The sequence below is a fragment of the Microvirga terricola genome (assembly GCF_011777495.1).
In the GTDB taxonomy this organism is placed as follows: Bacteria; Pseudomonadota; Alphaproteobacteria; order Rhizobiales; family Beijerinckiaceae; genus Microvirga; species Microvirga terricola.
This window is the reverse complement of record NZ_JAATJS010000002.1, coordinates 332619-349499: the sequence shown is the minus strand read 5'-3', so window position 1 is coordinate 349499 and position 16881 is coordinate 332619. Positions and strand designations below refer to the sequence as shown.

The window sequence follows — 16881 nt, the reverse complement described above, 5'->3', positions numbered from 1 at the left end:
TCGGAAAAAATGGGAGTCTGGATCGACACCGATATGGGGTTCGACGACATGCTGGCGGTCGCCATCGTCAGTCAGTCGGATCTCGTCATCGACGGCGTCTCGCTTGTTTTCGGCAACGCGCCACTCGAATTCGTGAAAGACAACGCCGCCCGCGCGGTCGCGGCCTTCGGCTGGTCCTTTCCGGTTCACGCAGGCCGCGCACGCTCGACCCTCGGCAAGATCGAGACCGCGCAGCGCATTTTGGGCGAGAACGGCATCCCGACCACAGGGGGCACCCTGCCAGAGGCAAAGCCGCTGCCGCACAGCGATGCCTTCACGGCGCTGAGCCGTTGGCTGGAGGAGACGCCGGAGGGTGAAACGCGACGCATTCTCGCCCTCGGCCCCCTCACCAACATCGCCGCCCTCGCTCTCGCACGGCCCGACCTCGCGCGGAGGATCAGCGACCTCACCTGGATGGGCGGCGGCGTCACCAGCGGCAACCACACGCCGTCCGCCGAGTTCAACGCCTATGCGGATCCGGAAGCGCTCGCCATCGTGCTCGCAAGCGGCATCCCGCTTCGCATGGTCGATCTCGACATTTGCCGAAAGGTTCTGGTCGAACCATCCGCCGCTCTTCCCATCCGTGCAGAGAAGGGCCGGCACGCCGCAGCGCTGGCCGACATGCTCGCAGGTTTCGTCGACATCGCCATCAAGCGCAACCGGCCGGCGATGGCGATTTACGATCCCATCGCGGCCATCGCCTTCACGACACCCGACGTGGTGCGCTTCCGTCCCGCGCAGATCGAGGTGGAACTTGGCGGTCTTCTGACGCGCGGACGCACCGTTGTCGACAGCCGCCCGAGCGCCGCCTTCAACGCTGAAGTTGCGAACACCATTGGCGTGGAGCGTGCCCGCACGATGACGCTGGAAGCACTGCGCCGGGAGGCCGCACGATGAGCGCCCGCATGGAAGAGCCTACGGATTTGAACCAGCGCGATCTGCGCAACCGGGCTGTTATGGCGGCGCGTGGCGATGCGCCCTTCGATGTGCTGATTACCGGCGGCACCGTGGTCGATATGGTGACCGGAGAGTTGCGCCTTGCCGATGTCGGCCTCGTCGGCCCGTTGATCGCAAGCGTGCATGAGCCGGGCACGTTGAACAGGGCAAGCGAAACTGTCGACGCCGCCGGCGCCTTCATCGCGCCGGGGCTGATCGATACGCATATGCATATCGAGAGCTCGATGGTCACGCCCGCGACCTATGCCGAAGCCGTACTGCCGCGCGGCGTCACCACCATCGTGTGGGACCCGCATGAATTCGGCAATGTCAGCGGCCTTGCTGGTGTGCGGTGGGCGATTGACGCGTCCCGCGATCTGCCGCTGCGCGTCATCACGCTCGCGCCCTCCTGCGTTCCCTCCGAGCCAGGTCTTGAAATGGCGGGCGCGGATTTCGGCCCGGCAGAGTTGGAAGAGCTTCTCTCATGGCCGGAGATCGGCGGGCTCGCCGAAGTCATGAATATGCGCGGCGTGATCGACCGCGATCCACGCATGACCGGCATCGTGCAGGCGGGGCTTGCCTCCGGCAAGCTCGTCTGCGGTCATGCCCGCGGGTTGCATGGATGCGACCTGAATGCCTTCATGGCAGCGGGCGTGAGTTCCGACCATGAATTGATTTCCGCCGCCGATCTGATGGCGAAGTTGCGGGCAGGTCTCACCATCGAACTGCGCGGCTCGCACGATCACCTATTGCCCGAGTTCGTCGCAGCGCTGAATGCGCTTGGCCATTTGCCGCAGACAGTGACTTTATGTACTGACGATGTCTTCCCGGACGATCTCGATGAAGGCGGCGGCCTTGACGATGTGGTGCGCCGCCTCGTTCGCTATGGCCTACGCCCCGAATGGGCTTTGCGCGCGGCAACCCTGAACGCCGCGACCCGCCTGGGCCGTGCCGATCTCGGCCTCATCGCCACCGGACGTCGGGCCGATATCGTCATCTTCGAAGATCTGACCGATTTCAAAGCGCGCCACGTCCTCGCCAATGGGGAGCGCATTGCAGTCAATGGGCGAGTGACGGCGCCGCTCCCGCCCGCATCGCTTCGCGACACGATGAAGCTCGAGTCGTTGAGCGAGGCGGATTTTATGATTCCCGCGCGCGGCAGGAAAGCGCGCGTTGCCACCATCGACAGGCCTCGCTTCACGCAATGGGGCGAGCGAACTGCAGAGATCCGCGACGGCTTCATCGTACCGCCGGACGATGCAGCGTTAATCGCCGTCGTTCATCGTCATGGCAAAGTGGATAGCCGCCCACGCGTCGGCCTTCTGACGTCGTGGGGTCAATGGACCGGCGCGTTCTGCACCAGCGTCTCGCACGACAGCCACAACCTCACGGTCTTCGGCGGCAATCCGCGTGACATGATGATTGCGGCAAACGCGGTGATCGCGGCGGGCGGCGGCATGGCGGTGGCGTCCAACGGCAAGCTCGATGCGCTTCTGGAATTGCCCGTCGGCGGCCTCGTCTCCGAAGCCTCCATGCGCGATGTCGCCGAAGGTTTCCGCGCCATTCGCACGGCGGTCGACCGCATCGCACCCTGGCAGCCGCCCTATCTCGTGTTCAAGGCCTGCTTCGGCGCAACGCTCGCCTGCAACGCCGGTCCGCACCAGACGGATCGCGGCATTGCCGATGTGGCGACGAATGCGGTTCTCGAAAGCCCTGTTCTGGAGATTTTGGATTGATTCCGCGCCAGATCCTCGACGACCTGACATTTCTGCGCGATCTGCGCCGGGACCTGCACGCGCATCCTGAGCTCGGCTTCGAGGAGGAGCGCACAAGCGACATCGTGGCGTCTCTGCTGACGGAAGCAGGACTTCAAGTGCATCGCGGCCTCGGCAAGACGGGCGTCGTCGGCACGCTGCAGATCGGCGACGGAACGCGCAGCGTCGGCCTGCGTGCGGACATGGATGCGCTCGCCATGCCTGAGATGGCGGATCGCCTCTACAAGTCCACCGTTCCGGGCAAGATGCACGCTTGTGGTCATGACGGGCACACAACGCTGCTGCTTGGCGCGGCGCGCTATCTCGCGCGCACGCGTAACTTTTCCGGCAAGGTGCACTTCATTTTCCAGCCGGCGGAGGAAGGGCGCGGCGGCGCAAAGAAGATGGTCGAAGATGGGCTCTTCAGCCTCTTTCCATGCGATGCCGTCTATGGCCTTCACAACATGCCGGGTCTCGCCACCAACCAGATGGCTGTCGTCGCCGGACCGCAACTTGCCTCCTCCGACAGCTGGCTCGTGACCTTCAAAGGTGTCGGTACCCATGGCGCGAAGCCGCATCTTGGCAAGGATCCGATCACGGCAAGCGCGCATTTCCTGTCCTCGCTCCAGACCATCGTTGGTCGTGTCGTCGACCCACTTCAGCCGGCGGTCGTGAGCGCGTGCTCCGTCCATGCAGGCGACCTAAAGGCGCTCAACGTCATTCCCGACATTGTTGAGATCGGCGGCACCGCGCGTGCTTATTCGAGCCATGTCAGGGATCAGCTGGAAACTGAGATCGGGCGTCTGGCGCGCGGTGTGGCCGCGATGTTCGGCATCGACGTCACTTACGATTTCATCCGCCGCATTCCGCCGGTCGTGAACGATCCCGATGCAACCGCGCGAGCGCTGAACGCAGCGCGCGCCGTGTGCGGCGAAAACGTCGTCACCGACTTCCCGCCCTCGACCGCGGGCGACGACTTCGCCTTTTTCGGTGAGGCCACGCCGGGCGCCTATGTGTGGCTCGGCAACGGCCCCGCCGTTGACGGCGCGTTGCACCACAATACGGCGTATGACTTCAACGACGATGCCATTCCGACTGGCGTTGCTTTTTGGGCGACGCTCGTCGAGCAGGAACTAGCCTGATGCAGCCACATGACTTTTGGCAGGGGATCCACCCGCCCGCGACTTTCGCGCGTCATCCGGCGGAGGGGCATCGCACCTTCTTCCCAGCCAACTTCGACGACGGGCGGCAGTTGCGCCTGCCCATCCGCGAATTGTCGGACGGCGAACATGCCCTTGCCTCGCTCATCATCAACCAGGCAAGCTTCGCGGTGGAAGCTGCGCTCTGCGCTGATCTTGCGGAGAAAGTTCGCACCTATGAACCGGATGTCGTGGTCGGCCTGCCGACGCTCGGCCTCACACTTGCACGCGGCACCGCGGCGGCGCTCGGCCACGCCCGCTATGTTCCGCTCGGCACATCGCGCAAGTTCTGGTATCGTGAGGAGCTTTCCGTCCCACTGACGTCGATCACAAGCCCCGGTCACGCGAAGCGGCTTTATGTCGACCCGCGCATGCTGGCTCTGCTTGAGAACAGGCGCGTGCTCCTGGTCGATGACGTGATCAGCAGCGGGACCTCCATCGTCGCCGCACTCGAACTCCTGACGCTCTGCGACATCACCCCCATCGCCATCGGCACGGCCATGCTTCAGACCGACAGATGGCGCAGCCGCCTCGCCGCCATCAACGCGAGATGGGATGAGCATGTTATCGGTGTGTTGCGCACGCCGCTGCTGCGGCGCACCGACCAAGGTGGCTGGACGGACACTTAGAGCTGTACGACCGACGACAGCGAGAAGTTCTCGCCGGGCGGGTTCTCGCCAACCACAAGCGTCTTGTCGTCGACAAAGCGGTAAGGCGGCACTGGCAGATTGTAAGGCGCCGGCACACCCCTGAACACGCGCCCAGCGAGGTCATATTTCGATCCGTGGCACGGACAAAAGTATCCGCCCGGCCACGACGCGTCGATGGTGGTGTCTCCCGGTTGTTCCTTGACATAGGGAATGCAGCCGAGATGCGTGCAGATCGCGACGATGACCAGAAACTCGGGCCGGCTTGAGCGGGACCAGTTCCTCGCATAGCCCGGCTGCTGAAGCACCTGCGAATCCGGATCGCTAAGCCTTGCCAAAAGATCCTTGTTCTTCAGCTCGGTCAGCGCCTGTTCGGTCCGATGCAGAATGAAAATCGGCTTTCCCTGCCACGTCACCGAGATCTGCTGCCCCGGTTGAAGCTGCGAGACATCAATCGTCACCGGCTCGCCGGCAGCGAGCACGTCGGCAGATGGCAGCATCGAGGAAACAAACGGCCAGATGAATGCCCCAGTGCCAATCGTGACAAAAGCACCGGTGGCGATGAACAGGACATCGCGCCGCGTGGCGGAGCTCTCCGTCGCCTCTCCGACGTCAGACGCTTCGGACATGGCGCGTCTCCCTTCCGACATGGCGAAAACACGACGCGGTGAAAGCGTAAGTATATTCGCTCATCGGGCGAAACGCCGTCGCCATATGACGGTTCCGATGAAAACGCTCGTCCCCTTAACCACGCAGTAATGACATGCCTCTTTGTTAGCATCTGGCCCGTCGCGTCTCGGGCCTTGGGGGGAAATGTAATGAAGATACGAACAAAGATCATTGCGCTTGTAGCAGCACTCAGCTTGGTCGCCATTCTCATCGCCGGCGTCGGCGTCAGCACCTTACGCGCCTATAACCAAGCTGTTGAGGACGTGAAGGTTGCGGCGACCCGCGCGCTTTATGGCGAGCGCCTCAACAGACTAGTGACGCATGTCGTCATGGAAGCACGCGGCATATATGCCTCCAAGGACACAAAGGAGGCTCGGAAGTTCGGCGACGGTCTCGTGTCTGCCCTCAAGGATATCGACGCCCTCCTGAAGGAATGGGAACCTCTGGTTCCGAGCGATGACCGCGCATTGTTCGATGCGGTGGTCCGCGATGCGGCGGAATTCAAAGTGTTCAGGAGCGAGACGGTTCGCCTCGGGGCTGAGGTTTCACCGGAGGCCGCCAATGCACAAGGTAACAACGATGCCAACCGTGCAAACCGGAAGGCATTCCAGACTAGCATCGATACTCTGACCAAACGCGGCAGCGAGCAGGTTACGACCGTCGAGGCGGGAGCGCAGGCGCTTTATGGCCAGCGCCTGAAACAGCTCGTGTCGATTGCGCTCGGCGGCACTGTTGTCGCACTCCTGATCGGGTGGCTCGTCGGCCACCGGCAAATCGCTCGACCGCTTCAAGGCGTCACGCAAGCAATCCAGAGACTTGCTTCGGGCGACTACAACCTGCCGCAAATCAGGCACAGCAGGGACGAGATCGGCGACATCTGGAAAGCAACTCAGGTTTTCGCCAATGCGATGCGGGATGCAGACCGGCTTCGTCACGCACAGGCCAATACGGAAATGCAGATGGCTGAGCAGCGCAAGGCGGACATGATGACCCTCGCGCGGAAATTCGAGGGGAGTGTTGGCGCTTTGGCTCAGCATCTGTCGGTCGCTGCCCAGCAGATGGAGGCAACGGCGCGCACGATGTCATCCACTGCGGAGCAAACCCATCAGCAGGCCAACTCGGTTGCAGCGGCTGCGGAGCAAACCTCAACAAACGTCCAGGCCGTCGCCTCGGCTACGGAGGAATTGGCTGCGTCGTCGAACGAGATCGGTTCTCAGGTGACTCAAACGTCGAAGGCCGCGGCGAAAGCCGTTGAGAGCTCGCGTAAAACGAACAGCCGCGTCGCGGTTCTGGCGGACGGGGCGCAGAAGATAGGCGATGTTGTTGCGCTCATCAACACCATTGCAAGTCAGACGAACCTTCTGGCGTTGAACGCAACCATTGAGGCGGCGCGTGCTGGCGAGGCCGGCAAGGGGTTTGCCGTCGTTGCTTCCGAAGTCAAGGAACTCGCGAACCAAACCTCAAAGGCCACTGAGGAAATCACAACTCAAATCACCCGGATTCAGGACGAGACCAAAGACATGGTCGAGGCGATTCAGGAGATCAGCCTCGCGATCGAGGAGGTGCACCAAGTTGCGCTGAGCGTTGCCGCCGCTGTCGAAGAACAGCAAGCGGCCACACAGGAAATCGCCCGCAATGTCAGCGAGGCGGCGCGCGGCACGCAGGAGGTGACAGAAAACATCGTCCAGGTTCAGGGGGCGGCAACCCACTCGGGTTCAGCCGCCTCGCAAGTGCTGTCAGCGGCCGGAGAACTTGCGCACAACTCATCAACGCTCAGCGACGAGGTCGAAAACTTCCTCCAAGGCGTCCGGGTGGCGTAGAGCGAGGGCGGTTCCACGATGAGCCGCGCTTCGAACTCATTTCAAGAGAGGGCGCGACAGCGCCCTCTCGCACTTCCGTCAGATCGAGCTGAAGCCTTCTCTACTCCGAAAGACTGAACGACCGTCGGCTGTGCCAACGAGGCCAATAAGCTAACCTTCGAGTGCAGAACCCCTCGACAACTGAATGCTGGCCAGAACGGTCTCATTGCGCATTACTGGGGGAAAGATGAAGGGCAAAGCAAAAGGTTGGTCCGTTCACACGGGCCGTGACCCCGGGCAAGAAGCGCAGAAGCTCAAGCGCCGGTTTCAGGCTGTTTCGGAGGCGAGTTTCAAGAAACGGAATTTTCGCAAGAAGCGCTGGTCCTCGAACAGCGCCATGATTCTCGCCGCGCTGTTCGCTATCGCGGCCTATCTTCTCTACGCTTGGGTTTGGAATTCCAACCTCTGGCCGTCGAACCAAGCGCTGCTTCAGGCCCGCTACATTCCCGATTGCGCATCTGCTCGGCTGATCGGTGTCACGCCCCTGTACAAGGGCTTCGCGGGATACAGAGAAAGCCTTGACCGAGACCGTGACGGAATCGCGTGTGAACCGTATCCGTTCTAGGCAATCACTTCGCACGCAAACATGCGGCGCAACAGGCCGCCGAAACGAGAGCCGCAATTTCGTGAGACCTTTCAGTATTTTACTGAGAAATGCAGGTCTTTAGAGAGTGGTAGCGGAGGAGAGATTTGAACTCCCGACACAAGGATTATGATTCCTCTGCTCTGACCAACTGAGCTACTCCGCCACAGGCACCGGGGCAGGCCCCGAGGTCAAGTGAGGGCGATATAGAAAAGGTTCTGGCCCGGTGTCAAGGAAGACCCGCGGCTACGCTGCGGATTTGTCGCGAATTAGGTGCCACACCTTTTCAACCTCACCCCTTCGGCTTCGTGCGCCAAAGCTGGAACCCCTCGGCTGCAATCGATTTTTCGATGGCGCGGCGGGCGAAGTTGTGGGGCGGGGCTTCGCGGGAATGGAGGGTGCCGGTCAGGCCCCAGGGGCCGTATTTGGTCGGCAGCTTGCTGCCTGCCTCGTCGCCCGCGAAAGCATGAAGATCGTCCCTGCTCTGCGAGGAGAACATGAAAATACGCATGGGAGCATCCTCCGTCCTGAGGAACCCGCGTCGCTCTTCAAATAGATAGGGCTTGGCCGCCGAAAGTCAGTCGAGAGGGGCTTTAAGCGCGTTTCCTAATCCGCATGAGCTTGAAGAAGCCCGCTGGGAAGAGCGAGCGCAGCTCCACGACCTCCATGCAGCCGGTGCTGCGCGCCCATTCCTCGACCCGCGTAGCCTTGAAGGACGAGCTCCAGCCGATGGCCTTGGCAAGCGGCGCGGCGATTTCCTCAAGCGTCGCAATGGGGCCGGAGGGCTGGCCGAAATGGTTGGCGAGCACGATCTCACCGCCGGGTTTCAGCACGCGGGCGAATTCCGAGAGCGCCTTTTCCGGGTCGGGCACGAGGGTGATGATGAACTGCGCGGTGACCGCATCGAACATCTCGTCGGCGAAAGCGAGATGGGTCACGTCCATGACCTGCAGGCTTTTGACATGGGTCAGGCCGCGTTTCTCGACCTTCTCCTGCGCCCGCTTGAGCATGTCCTCGGACAGATCGACCCCATAAACCTCGGCGGTCTTTGGATAGTAACCAAGCGACAGGCCGGTGCCGACGCCCGCTTCCAGAACCCGCGGACCGCAGGCAACGGTCGCGTTGACGGCGGCCCGAGCCGCCGGCTCGGTCAGCTTGTCATAGATAAGGTCATAGATCGGCGCCCAGCGCGCATAAGCCTTGCGCATCAGGGCCGTGGTCGGTCCTTCCGTCATGCGGGTCCCTTAAATGAGGCCTCAGGCCGCGGCGGCGGCTTCGGCAACGGTGCGAACGATGGTGCCCCCGCCGAGCACGCGGGCCCGGGGAGTATCGCTCTCATAGATGACACAAGCTTGACCGGGAGACACCCCATCTTCCGCTGCCAAAAGCTCCACCGTCGCGCCATCCACGCCATAGCGCAGGATCGCCGGGCGCGGCTCGCGGGTGGAGCGGACGCGCACGGCCACCTCCAGCCCCTCCTCGCCCAGGCTCTCGAGCGGCTGGTCGCCGAGCCAGTTCACCTCGTCGATGCGGATGAGCCGGGTCGCCAGCGCCTCGCGGGGGCCGACGATGACGCGCGCCTCCTTGGCGTCGAGACGAACCACATAAAGCGGCTCGCCCGTGGAGAGGCCAAGCCCCCTCCTCTGCCCGACCGTATAATGGATGATGCCTTCGTGACGTCCCAGCACCCGGCCGTCCACATGGACGATCTCGCCGCCCTGGACGGCTCCCGGCTTCAGGCGCTCGATGACGTCGCTGTAGCGCCCCTGGGTGACGAAGCAGATATCCTGGCTGTCGGCCTTCTCGGCGACCGTCAGGCCGAACTCACGGGCGAGTGCCCGGGTTTCGTCCTTCGGCAATTCGCCCAAGGGGAAGCGCAGCAGGCTCAGCTGCTCGGGCGTCGTGGCATAAAGGAAATAGCTCTGGTCCCGGTCCGGATCGGCGGCGCGGTGCAGCGCGCGGCGGCCATCGGGCAGGGCCCGGCTGGCCACATAATGCCCGGTCGCCAGAATATCCGCGCCCAGCTCCTTCGCCGTCTCCAACAGGTCGCGGAACTTGATGGAGCGGTTACATTCCACGCACGGAATAGGCGTTTCGCCGGCGAGATAGCTCTGGGTGAAGCGGTCGATCACCGCCTCGCGGAAGCGGGCTTCGTAATCGAGCACGTAATGGGGAATGCCGATGGCTTCGGCGACGCGGCGGGCATCATAGATGTCCTGTCCCGCGCAGCAGGCGCCTTTGCGATGCGCGGCCTCGCCGTGATCGTAAAGCTGAAGCGTAATGCCGAGCACGTCATAGCCTTCCCGCTTGAGAAGGGCTGCGACGACGGAGGAATCCACGCCGCCCGACATCGCGACGACGACGCGGGTCTTTGACGGGTCCTTGGGAAGATCGAGTGAGTTGAGCATCGTTCCGTCCAGAGGCGCCGTTCAAGGCGGCGCACGGGAGGGGGGCCAAAGGCCTTCTATAGCGATTGCGGTTCCAATGTTCCAGTGACGGAGCACCGAAATAAGGGCGCTTTAACCATTAGGGCCAAATCGAGGCACGCCCCGCAACGTCTTTTGCGCGCTTAGGAAAACATTAAACCCCGTCGCGTAGTTTCAGGCTCAACGAGGTCGTTGAATTTTTGTGTGAGCGTATCATGACCGAACCCCACCGCCCAAGGGCCAAGTATGTCATTGGGCCTGACGGCAGTCCCCTGACGATTGCCGATCTTCCCCCATCTTCCACGCGTCGATGGGTCATCCGCCGCAAGGCTGAGGTCGTTGCCGCCGTCCGCGGGGGCCTCTTGAGCCTTGAGGAAGCCTGCCAGCGTTACACGCTGACCACGGAAGAATTCCTGAGCTGGCAGCTTTCCATCGATCAGCATGGCCTGGCCGGCCTGCGCACCACGCGCATCCAGCAATACCGCCAGTAAAACCTTTCCCCCTGACCTCCAAGGGACGAGGCGCTGCCTTCCAGGCGGCGCCTTTTCCTTTGGTGGACTTTTGCCCGCCCATTAAGGGTTCACTAACCATGTTTCGGGCATGAATCGCTCTTGCCAAAAGCTTGCAAGAGATCGCGATTTGTCGGAACAGCCCCTTTCAGCGTCCCCCTCCCCCGCTCCGGGCCCGGAAACGGCCCGCTGGGTCATGATCGGCCGGACCGTGGCCGATGTGGAGCGGCATCTCATTCTCGATACCTTGGACTATTGTGTGGGCAACCGCACCCATGCGGCCAAGATCCTCGGAATCTCGATCCGGACCCTGCGCAACAAGCTGAACGAATATATGGAAGCGGGCATCCTGGTGCCGGAGCCGGGGCAGCGGCGCCAGGCCGCCTAACCCTCACCGTTTTCTGAGCCAGAGACTCGTCTCGAACGCACCGACCGGCAGCGGCAACTCTGCAAGAATGCCACCCTCCCGGCCCGGCAGGATGTGCCGCGCGACGAAATGGCTGGCAAAATCGATCTCATAGCCGCCGCCTTGCAGCAGCGTTCCGACCGGGATCTGCTCGTTGTAGGACCGCCAGCTCCAGGCCTCCGGATAGGCCTCGGGCAGCGTGATGTCGTGGATGTGGACGAGCGCGCCGGAAGCAAGGCGCGGCAGGACGTCCAGAAACAGCCGGTCCACATCCGTGCCCGGCATGGCGATGTGGCTGGAATCGATGAAGAGAATGTCCCCCGCCCTCAGGCCTTCGAACACGGCCGGGTCGGCGTCCTTCAGCAAAACCGGCTGATGCTCCACCCCTAACCGCGTCAACGCGGCGCGCGGGGCCGGGTCGATGCAGGTGATGCGGGTTGCAAGCCCTCCATCCTTGACCGCCTGGGCCATGAAGCGCGTGGAATGCCCGGAGCCGATCTCCACGATGCGCGCGGGCTTTTCCCGCCGGACGCTGGCATAGGCCGCTGCTGCATCGAGACGGGGAAACCAATCCTGATCGAAACGCGCCGGCCCTTCGCCGTCCCTGATCCGGCGAAGCTCCTCGGCATGGCTTTCGATGGCATCGAGCACGCTTTGGAAACTCGCCAGCGACGCCTCGAAGAGCGGACGCAACGCGGGATAGTCGCTGGCCTCGACGCCGGCGGCATAGCGGTAAGGAATGAAAAAGCCGAGGGGCTTGATTCCGAAAAGCGTCGAGAGACCGAAGCGCAGCCTTCGAAAGAAGACCGTCATGACGCCTCTCAGGCCGCCGGCGGGGGCGGGTCGACTTCTCCCCCCATCCGGCGACGCAGGGCCTGGGCCAGCCGCGCGCGCTCGAAGAGCAGCACGACGACGATCGACAGCGCAAACGGGATGAGCAGGTAGAACAGGCGGAACACGATGAGCGCCGCCAGCACATCCGCCTTCGGAATGTCAGGCATCGCGGTCAAGAACACGATTTCAAAAACGCCGAGCCCGCCCGGCGCGTGGCTGACGAGGGCCGCTGAGAATGAGGCCAGGAACACCGCGAGCACCACCAGGAAGCTGGGTTCGAGATGGGCGGGAAGGACGAAATAGATGATGCCCGCGGCCCCGAGCAATTCGAGCGGCGCGGCGACCAACTGCCGCCACATGATCGACGGGCGCGGATATTCGAGCCTCGCCTTGCGGATGGCGAGAGGCGGCAGACGCAGGATGGAACCCGCCGCGTAGAGCAGGACGAAGCCGAGCAGCAGGACGCCGACGATGCGCGCGGTCGCCGGGTTCGTCAGGGCCGAGGGCAACAGTTCTTCGAGGCGGTGCAGCAGCGTCGGGTCCACCGTCAGGACGATACCGCCAAGAAGAATGGTGCCGAGACCGAAGGTGAAGGAACACAGCGCCACGAGGACGGCGATCTGCGCCGCGTTCAAGCCCTTGGACGTATAGGCCCGGTAGCGCACGAGCGCGCCGGAAAACACCGACGCGCCAATATTGTGTGACAGCGCGTAGGTGGTGAACGATGTCATCGAGACGAAGAACCAGGAGATGTGCCGCACGCCCAGATGCAGAAGCGCGATGCGGTCGTACCAGGCGAGCGCGGCATAGGCGACGAGCGTGGAGAGTCCGGCCAAGGCGTAACGGTGTGTCGGAACCGCCTTCAGACTGTCCCACACGGCCTCCAGGGAGAGGCCACGAAGCTCGCGATAGAGAAGCCAACCGGAGACGACAACCGCCACAAGCCCGATCACAGGCCAAATGAACTCACGCACATTCTTCATTGAGGCGGCCCGGCTCCTGGTTCCCTTCTCTGTGCCCCACCCCCCTATATTCCGCAAGGGGGGGATTGCGTCCCGCGACGAGCGGCCACCCGGTCGGCTCGACAGAGGTCATTCGGAAGAGCAGGAGGGGGCCCCGCTCCACCATGCTTGCGCTCGTCACCGCCCCATGAGACATCGGCTGATCTTCCCACCCGACGAGGCCTCCCCGTGGAACTGAACCTCTCCGGCTATACCGATCTGCCACCCGGCAAGATCGCGTCGATCGTCACCTATCTGGAGATGCGCGAGGCGCCCGCCCTGTCGCCGGCGACCTTGCCCGACGGGTGGTCGCTTCAACGGCTGACAGGCGACCGTGACCGCTATCGCGCCCTGTTCCGGCGTGTGGGCGAGCCATGGCTGTGGTTCAGCCGGATCACGATTTCGGATGAGGAACTGGCGGCGATCCTCGACGATCCGAAGGTCGAGGCCTATGCATTACACGACGGTACCGCCGATGTCGGGCTGCTCGAACTCGATTTCCGCGTCGCGGGCGAAGCCGAATTGGGCTTTCTCGGCCTTGTGCCCGGAACCATCGGCAAGGGGGCGGGCCGCTTCCTGATGAACGAGGCCATCACCCGCGCCTTCGCCCGGCCCATCGGCCGTTTTTTCGTTCACACCTGCAACTACGATCACCCCTCAGCGCTCGACTTCTACCGCCGCTCGGGCTTCGTTCCTTACAAGTTCGCCATCGAGGTGGATGACGATCCGCGCGTGACGGGCGCGCTGCCGCGCGAGGCCGCGCCGCAGATTCCGCTTTTCGACTAAGCCAACAAAAAACGCGCCGGAAACCGGCGCGTTCTCGAAACTCAAAAGCTGCTTGTCTTACGCCGTGGCACGCAGCGCGCGGCTGTGTCCCATCTGTCCGATGGCGGCTTGCTCCAGCGTCCGCTCGACGGACCGCTCGCGATCTTCCAGGCTCTCGGCCCGCTTCAAGTCCTCGAACGCCTCGCCCAGTTCGGCCTTCGCATCGTCGAGCTGGGTATGAAGATTCCCGATCGACTGAAGAAGGTTGTCGCGCCGCGCCGCGGCGGCGCGCGCATAGGTCGGATAGGCGAAATGGTTCGGATCGGAGATACCGGCCTTATGCTCTTCCGCTGCGATCTCCCGATTAAGGTCGGCCGCCATGCGGTCGAACTCGGCGATCATCATCTCGATCTGCGCCACGCGCCGACGCTTGTCGTCGACCTGAAAGCGCTTGAGGCGGATGAGCGTGTCCCGCGACTTCATCTTGATTGAACTCCACACGTCGCTGCTGGAGCCGAGCGCATGCGCGCCTTGCCCCATACCATTGCTTGAGCACGGCCCGCCAATGGGGGCTTGCCGGACCCTGCTCGAAATGCGCCCCGCGGATCGCTCAGTTACCCGCCTGACACTCGCCACCATCGTCCATGGAAGTTGACTCTTCCTTACCGCCGACACCGAAAAATGCGGGCGGGTCGGCGGCGAGCCCGCATGGCCGGAGGGCCGGTCGAGCCCCGTCAACCTTTCATTTACCGGTTTCGTTAACACTGGCCTCGCGACAGCTTCCGGCCTTATGGGTGGAAGCCCGTTGCAGGCAAAAGACCTTGCAAACAAAGCTTTTCAGGGAATGCAGCGCGGTTCGGAATGACAGACCTGAATCACCATGACGGCGGCCTTGAACGACATCTTGTTGACGACATGTCGTTAATCGCTTGCATCTGCGAATCAGGGTTTGTTAACCATTCCGTATTAGCGTTGCGAATCAGTTCAAAAGGGCATCCGCCACAAGCCCTGTGGCGAGTGGGTAGCTCTCCGCTACTCGGTGGCTCAAGGGCAAAGGCTGGGGAATAAACTATGCGCGTACTTCTGATCGAAGATGACGGCGCCACTGCGCAAAGCATCGAGCTGATGCTCAAATCCGAGAATTTCAACGTCTATGCGACGGATCTCGGGGAAGAAGGCGTCGACCTCGGCAAACTGTACGATTACGACATCATCCTTCTCGACCTGAACCTGCCCGACATGTCGGGTTACGAGGTTCTGCGCACCTTGCGCGTCGCGAAGGTCAAGACGCCGATCCTGATCCTCTCCGGCATGGCCGGCACCGAGGACAAGGTGAAGGGTCTGGGCTTCGGAGCCGACGACTACCTGACGAAGCCGTTCCACAAGGACGAGCTGGTGGCGCGCATCCACGCCATCGTGCGTCGCTCGAAGGGCCATGCGCAATCGGTCATCACGACCGGCGATCTCATCGTCAACCTCGACACCAAGACCGTCGAAGTCAGCACCGCCCGCGTCCACCTGACGGGCAAGGAATACCAGATGCTGGAGCTGCTTTCGCTCCGCAAGGGCACGACGCTGACCAAGGAGATGTTCCTCAATCATCTCTATGGCGGCATGGACGAGCCGGAATTGAAGATCATCGACGTCTTCATCTGCAAGCTCCGCAAGAAGCTCGCCAACGCCTCGCAGGGCAAAAATTACATTGAAACCGTTTGGGGCCGCGGCTACGTGCTGCGCGAGCCGAGCGAGGCGGACGAGCGCATCGCGGTCTGATCGCATCGCCGACAGTTCAAGAAAAAGCCCGGTGAGAACCGGGCTTTTTTGTTATCCTCCCCCGCGCCAACCGAAGGGAGCCGCCCATGAAATCCGTCTTGCTGTCGTGGCAGTTCTGGGCCCTCTCCTCGGCCTCGTTTGCGGCGCTCACCGCCATCTTCGCCAAGGTCGGCGTCGAGCAGGTGAATTCCGATTTCGCCACCTTCATCCGCACCATCGTCATTGTGCTGGTGCTCGGCGCGCTCCTCGTCGGCACGCGGCAATGGCAACCGCTCGACACGATTCCGGGCCGGACTTACCTCTTCCTGCTGCTGTCTGGCCTTGCCACCGGCGCGTCGTGGCTGTGCTATTTCCGCGCCTTGAAACTCGGCGATGCGGCCCGCGTTGCTCCCATCGACAAGCTCAGCGTCGTGCTCGTCGCCATATTCGGCGGCATCTTCCTGGGCGAGCGCCTGTCGGGCATGAACTGGGTCGGCATCGCCCTCATCGCGGCAGGCGCAGTGCTGGTGGCCTTTCGCTAGATCCGCATCAACACGACGCCGCCGGCGATCAGCGATGCGGCGGCGATGCGCGCCACCCCTGCCCTTTCTTTCAGGAACAGCACCGCAATCAGCATGGCGAACAGAACGCTCGTTTCGCGCAAGGCCGCGACGAGCGCGATAGGCGCCTGTGTGAAGGCCCACACCGCGATCCAATACGACGCGAGCGACATTGCCCCCGCCGCCACGCCACTGCGCCATGCGGGAGCAAGGCGTGCGAAAACCGTCTTGCCGCGCGTGGCGAAGGCATAGGTGGTCGTAAAGAGCCCATCGACAATGGTGAGCATGATGATGAAGCCGGATGCGGATTCGGAGAGCCGCGCGCCCATGCCATCGACCAGCGTGTAGGACGCGGTGCAGGCCGCCGTGATGAGCGCGAAACCCAGCGCCTTCGGCGGCATCCGCCCCATCGCCCCGCCCTTCACCGACATGAGGCAGACGCCAAGCCCGATGGAGAGGATCGCCAAAACCTTTGTCAGCGTCGTCACCTCACCGAGGAAAACCGCGCTGACAATCGCAACGACCAGCGGAGCCGCGCCGCGCGCCAACGGATAGACCTGCGAGAGGTCCCCATGCTCGTAGGCTTTGACGAGCGAGAGCTTGTAGCAGACGTGGATGAGGGCCGAGGCGATAACGAACGGCCACGCCGCTGGCGCGGGAAGCGGAAAGAAAGGGAGCAGCACGAGGCTGATGCCCAGTCCCGACAGCGCCAGCAGAACAATGGATGAAAACCGGTCGAGCCCGACCTTCACCATCGCATTCCAGCTCGCATGCAGCGACGCCGCCGCGAGAACGGCGACAAAAACGAACGGCTCCAAGACGTCCCCCAATCCGGCAGCGATGTGGTACGCGACAGACCCGTCCACCCGCCTTTCTATGTGCTCTTGTGTCACTCATTGAGCCGGCTGATAATCGAGATCATCTGACAGAGAATGTGCACTT

18 protein-coding genes, 1 tRNA gene and 1 pseudogene are annotated in these 16881 nt (G+C 62.8%); 11 read left to right on the top strand and 9 right to left on the bottom strand.

Going from position 1 to position 16881, the window contains the following annotated elements; all coding sequences use genetic code 11:
- Window positions 1–9 precede the first annotated feature (9 nt).
- The 4 genes from HB375_RS06025 to HB375_RS06010 are packed head-to-tail and all read left to right on the top strand — an operon-like array spanning window position 10 to window position 4557.
- Window positions 10–936: a nucleoside hydrolase gene (locus HB375_RS06025; protein ID WP_167672070.1), complete on the top strand. Its 927-nt coding sequence runs from the start codon at window positions 10–12 to the stop codon at window positions 934–936.
- Window positions 933–2711, top strand: coding sequence for an adenine deaminase (locus HB375_RS06020; protein WP_167672069.1), 1779 nt, complete (start codon window positions 933–935; stop codon window positions 2709–2711). The genes HB375_RS06025 and HB375_RS06020 overlap by 4 nt, the downstream gene beginning before the upstream one ends.
- On the top strand, window positions 2708–3871 hold the full coding sequence (locus HB375_RS06015) for a M20 aminoacylase family protein (RefSeq protein ID WP_167672068.1): 1164 nt from the start codon (window positions 2708–2710) through the stop codon (window positions 3869–3871). Before HB375_RS06020 ends, HB375_RS06015 begins: the two co-directional genes overlap by 4 nt.
- A complete protein-coding gene (locus HB375_RS06010) occupies window positions 3871–4557 on the top strand; it encodes a phosphoribosyltransferase (RefSeq protein ID WP_167672067.1) in 687 nt (228 codons plus the stop codon). The genes HB375_RS06015 and HB375_RS06010 overlap by 1 nt, the downstream gene beginning before the upstream one ends.
- On the opposite strand, the gene petA is transcribed toward HB375_RS06010, so the two are convergent.
- Window positions 4554–5204, bottom strand: a complete 651-nt coding sequence (gene petA / locus HB375_RS06005) for a ubiquinol-cytochrome c reductase iron-sulfur subunit (protein WP_167672066.1) — start codon at window positions 5202–5204, stop codon at window positions 4554–4556. The genes HB375_RS06010 and petA overlap by 4 nt on opposite strands.
- A 189-nt stretch (window positions 5205–5393) precedes the next feature.
- On the opposite strand from petA, the gene HB375_RS06000 reads away from it, so the two are divergent.
- A complete protein-coding gene (locus HB375_RS06000; protein ID WP_167672065.1) occupies window positions 5394–7064 on the top strand; it encodes a methyl-accepting chemotaxis protein in 1671 nt (556 codons plus the stop codon).
- 226 nt (window positions 7065–7290) lie between these two features.
- Entirely contained in the window at window positions 7291–7668 is a 378-nt protein-coding gene (locus HB375_RS05995) for an excalibur calcium-binding domain-containing protein (protein WP_205800078.1), read from the top strand.
- Between the two features lie 107 nt (window positions 7669–7775).
- On the opposite strand, the gene HB375_RS05990 is transcribed toward HB375_RS05995, so the two are convergent.
- The 4 genes from HB375_RS05990 to mnmA form a co-directional block, all read right to left on the bottom strand.
- Window positions 7776–7852, bottom strand: a tRNA-Met gene (locus tag HB375_RS05990).
- A 126-nt stretch (window positions 7853–7978) separates the two neighbouring features.
- Window positions 7979–8197 (bottom strand): hypothetical protein, encoded by a 219-nt coding sequence (locus HB375_RS05985; protein ID WP_167672063.1) that lies wholly within the window; start codon window positions 8195–8197, stop codon window positions 7979–7981.
- An 82-nt stretch (window positions 8198–8279) separates the two neighbouring features.
- Window positions 8280–8921: a class I SAM-dependent methyltransferase gene (locus tag HB375_RS05980; protein WP_167672062.1), complete on the bottom strand. Its 642-nt coding sequence runs from the start codon at window positions 8919–8921 to the stop codon at window positions 8280–8282.
- A 21-nt stretch (window positions 8922–8942) separates the two neighbouring features.
- Window positions 8943–10094 (bottom strand): tRNA 2-thiouridine(34) synthase MnmA, encoded by a 1152-nt coding sequence (mnmA, locus tag HB375_RS05975; RefSeq protein ID WP_167672061.1) that lies wholly within the window; start codon window positions 10092–10094, stop codon window positions 8943–8945.
- Window positions 10095–10327: 233 nt separating this feature from the next.
- Here mnmA and sciP point away from each other — a divergent pair, with 233 nt between their 5' ends.
- Together sciP and HB375_RS05965 are read left to right on the top strand one after the other, a co-directional pair.
- Window positions 10328–10603 (top strand): CtrA inhibitor SciP, encoded by a 276-nt coding sequence (sciP, locus tag HB375_RS05970; protein WP_167672060.1) that lies wholly within the window; start codon window positions 10328–10330, stop codon window positions 10601–10603.
- Window positions 10604–10772: 169 nt separating this feature from the next.
- Window positions 10773–11009: pseudogene (locus tag HB375_RS05965) on the top strand (helix-turn-helix domain-containing protein); the annotation flags it as partial.
- 3 nt (window positions 11010–11012) lie between these two features.
- Here the strand turns inward: HB375_RS05965 and HB375_RS05960 are convergent.
- Both HB375_RS05960 and HB375_RS05955 read right to left on the bottom strand, forming a co-directional pair.
- Complete coding sequence (locus HB375_RS05960) at window positions 11013–11840, bottom strand: class I SAM-dependent methyltransferase (protein ID WP_167672059.1); 828 nt, start codon at window positions 11838–11840, stop codon at window positions 11013–11015.
- Window positions 11841–11848: 8 nt separating this feature from the next.
- Entirely contained in the window at window positions 11849–12844 is a 996-nt protein-coding gene (locus HB375_RS05955; RefSeq protein ID WP_167672058.1) for a lysylphosphatidylglycerol synthase domain-containing protein, read from the bottom strand.
- A gap of 207 nt (window positions 12845–13051) precedes the next feature.
- On the opposite strand from HB375_RS05955, the gene HB375_RS05950 reads away from it, so the two are divergent.
- Window positions 13052–13648, top strand: a complete 597-nt coding sequence (locus HB375_RS05950; RefSeq protein ID WP_425515162.1) for a GNAT family N-acetyltransferase — start codon at window positions 13052–13054, stop codon at window positions 13646–13648.
- Window positions 13649–13705: 57 nt separating this feature from the next.
- On the opposite strand, the gene HB375_RS05945 is transcribed toward HB375_RS05950, so the two are convergent.
- Complete coding sequence (locus tag HB375_RS05945) at window positions 13706–14110, bottom strand: flagellar export protein FliJ (RefSeq protein ID WP_167672057.1); 405 nt, start codon at window positions 14108–14110, stop codon at window positions 13706–13708.
- Between the two features lie 588 nt (window positions 14111–14698).
- On the opposite strand from HB375_RS05945, the gene ctrA reads away from it, so the two are divergent.
- Both ctrA and HB375_RS05935 read left to right on the top strand, forming a co-directional pair.
- The gene (ctrA, locus tag HB375_RS05940; protein WP_167672056.1) at window positions 14699–15400 is read left to right on the top strand and encodes a response regulator transcription factor CtrA; all 702 of its coding nucleotides are present in this window, start codon (window positions 14699–14701) and stop codon (window positions 15398–15400) included.
- Between the two features lie 86 nt (window positions 15401–15486).
- Entirely contained in the window at window positions 15487–15921 is a 435-nt protein-coding gene (locus HB375_RS05935) for an EamA family transporter (protein ID WP_167672055.1), read from the top strand.
- Here the strand turns inward: HB375_RS05935 and HB375_RS05930 are convergent.
- On the bottom strand, window positions 15918–16805 hold the full coding sequence (locus tag HB375_RS05930) for an EamA family transporter (protein WP_343232358.1): 888 nt from the start codon (window positions 16803–16805) through the stop codon (window positions 15918–15920). The genes HB375_RS05935 and HB375_RS05930 overlap by 4 nt on opposite strands.
- Window positions 16806–16881 lie beyond the last annotated feature (76 nt).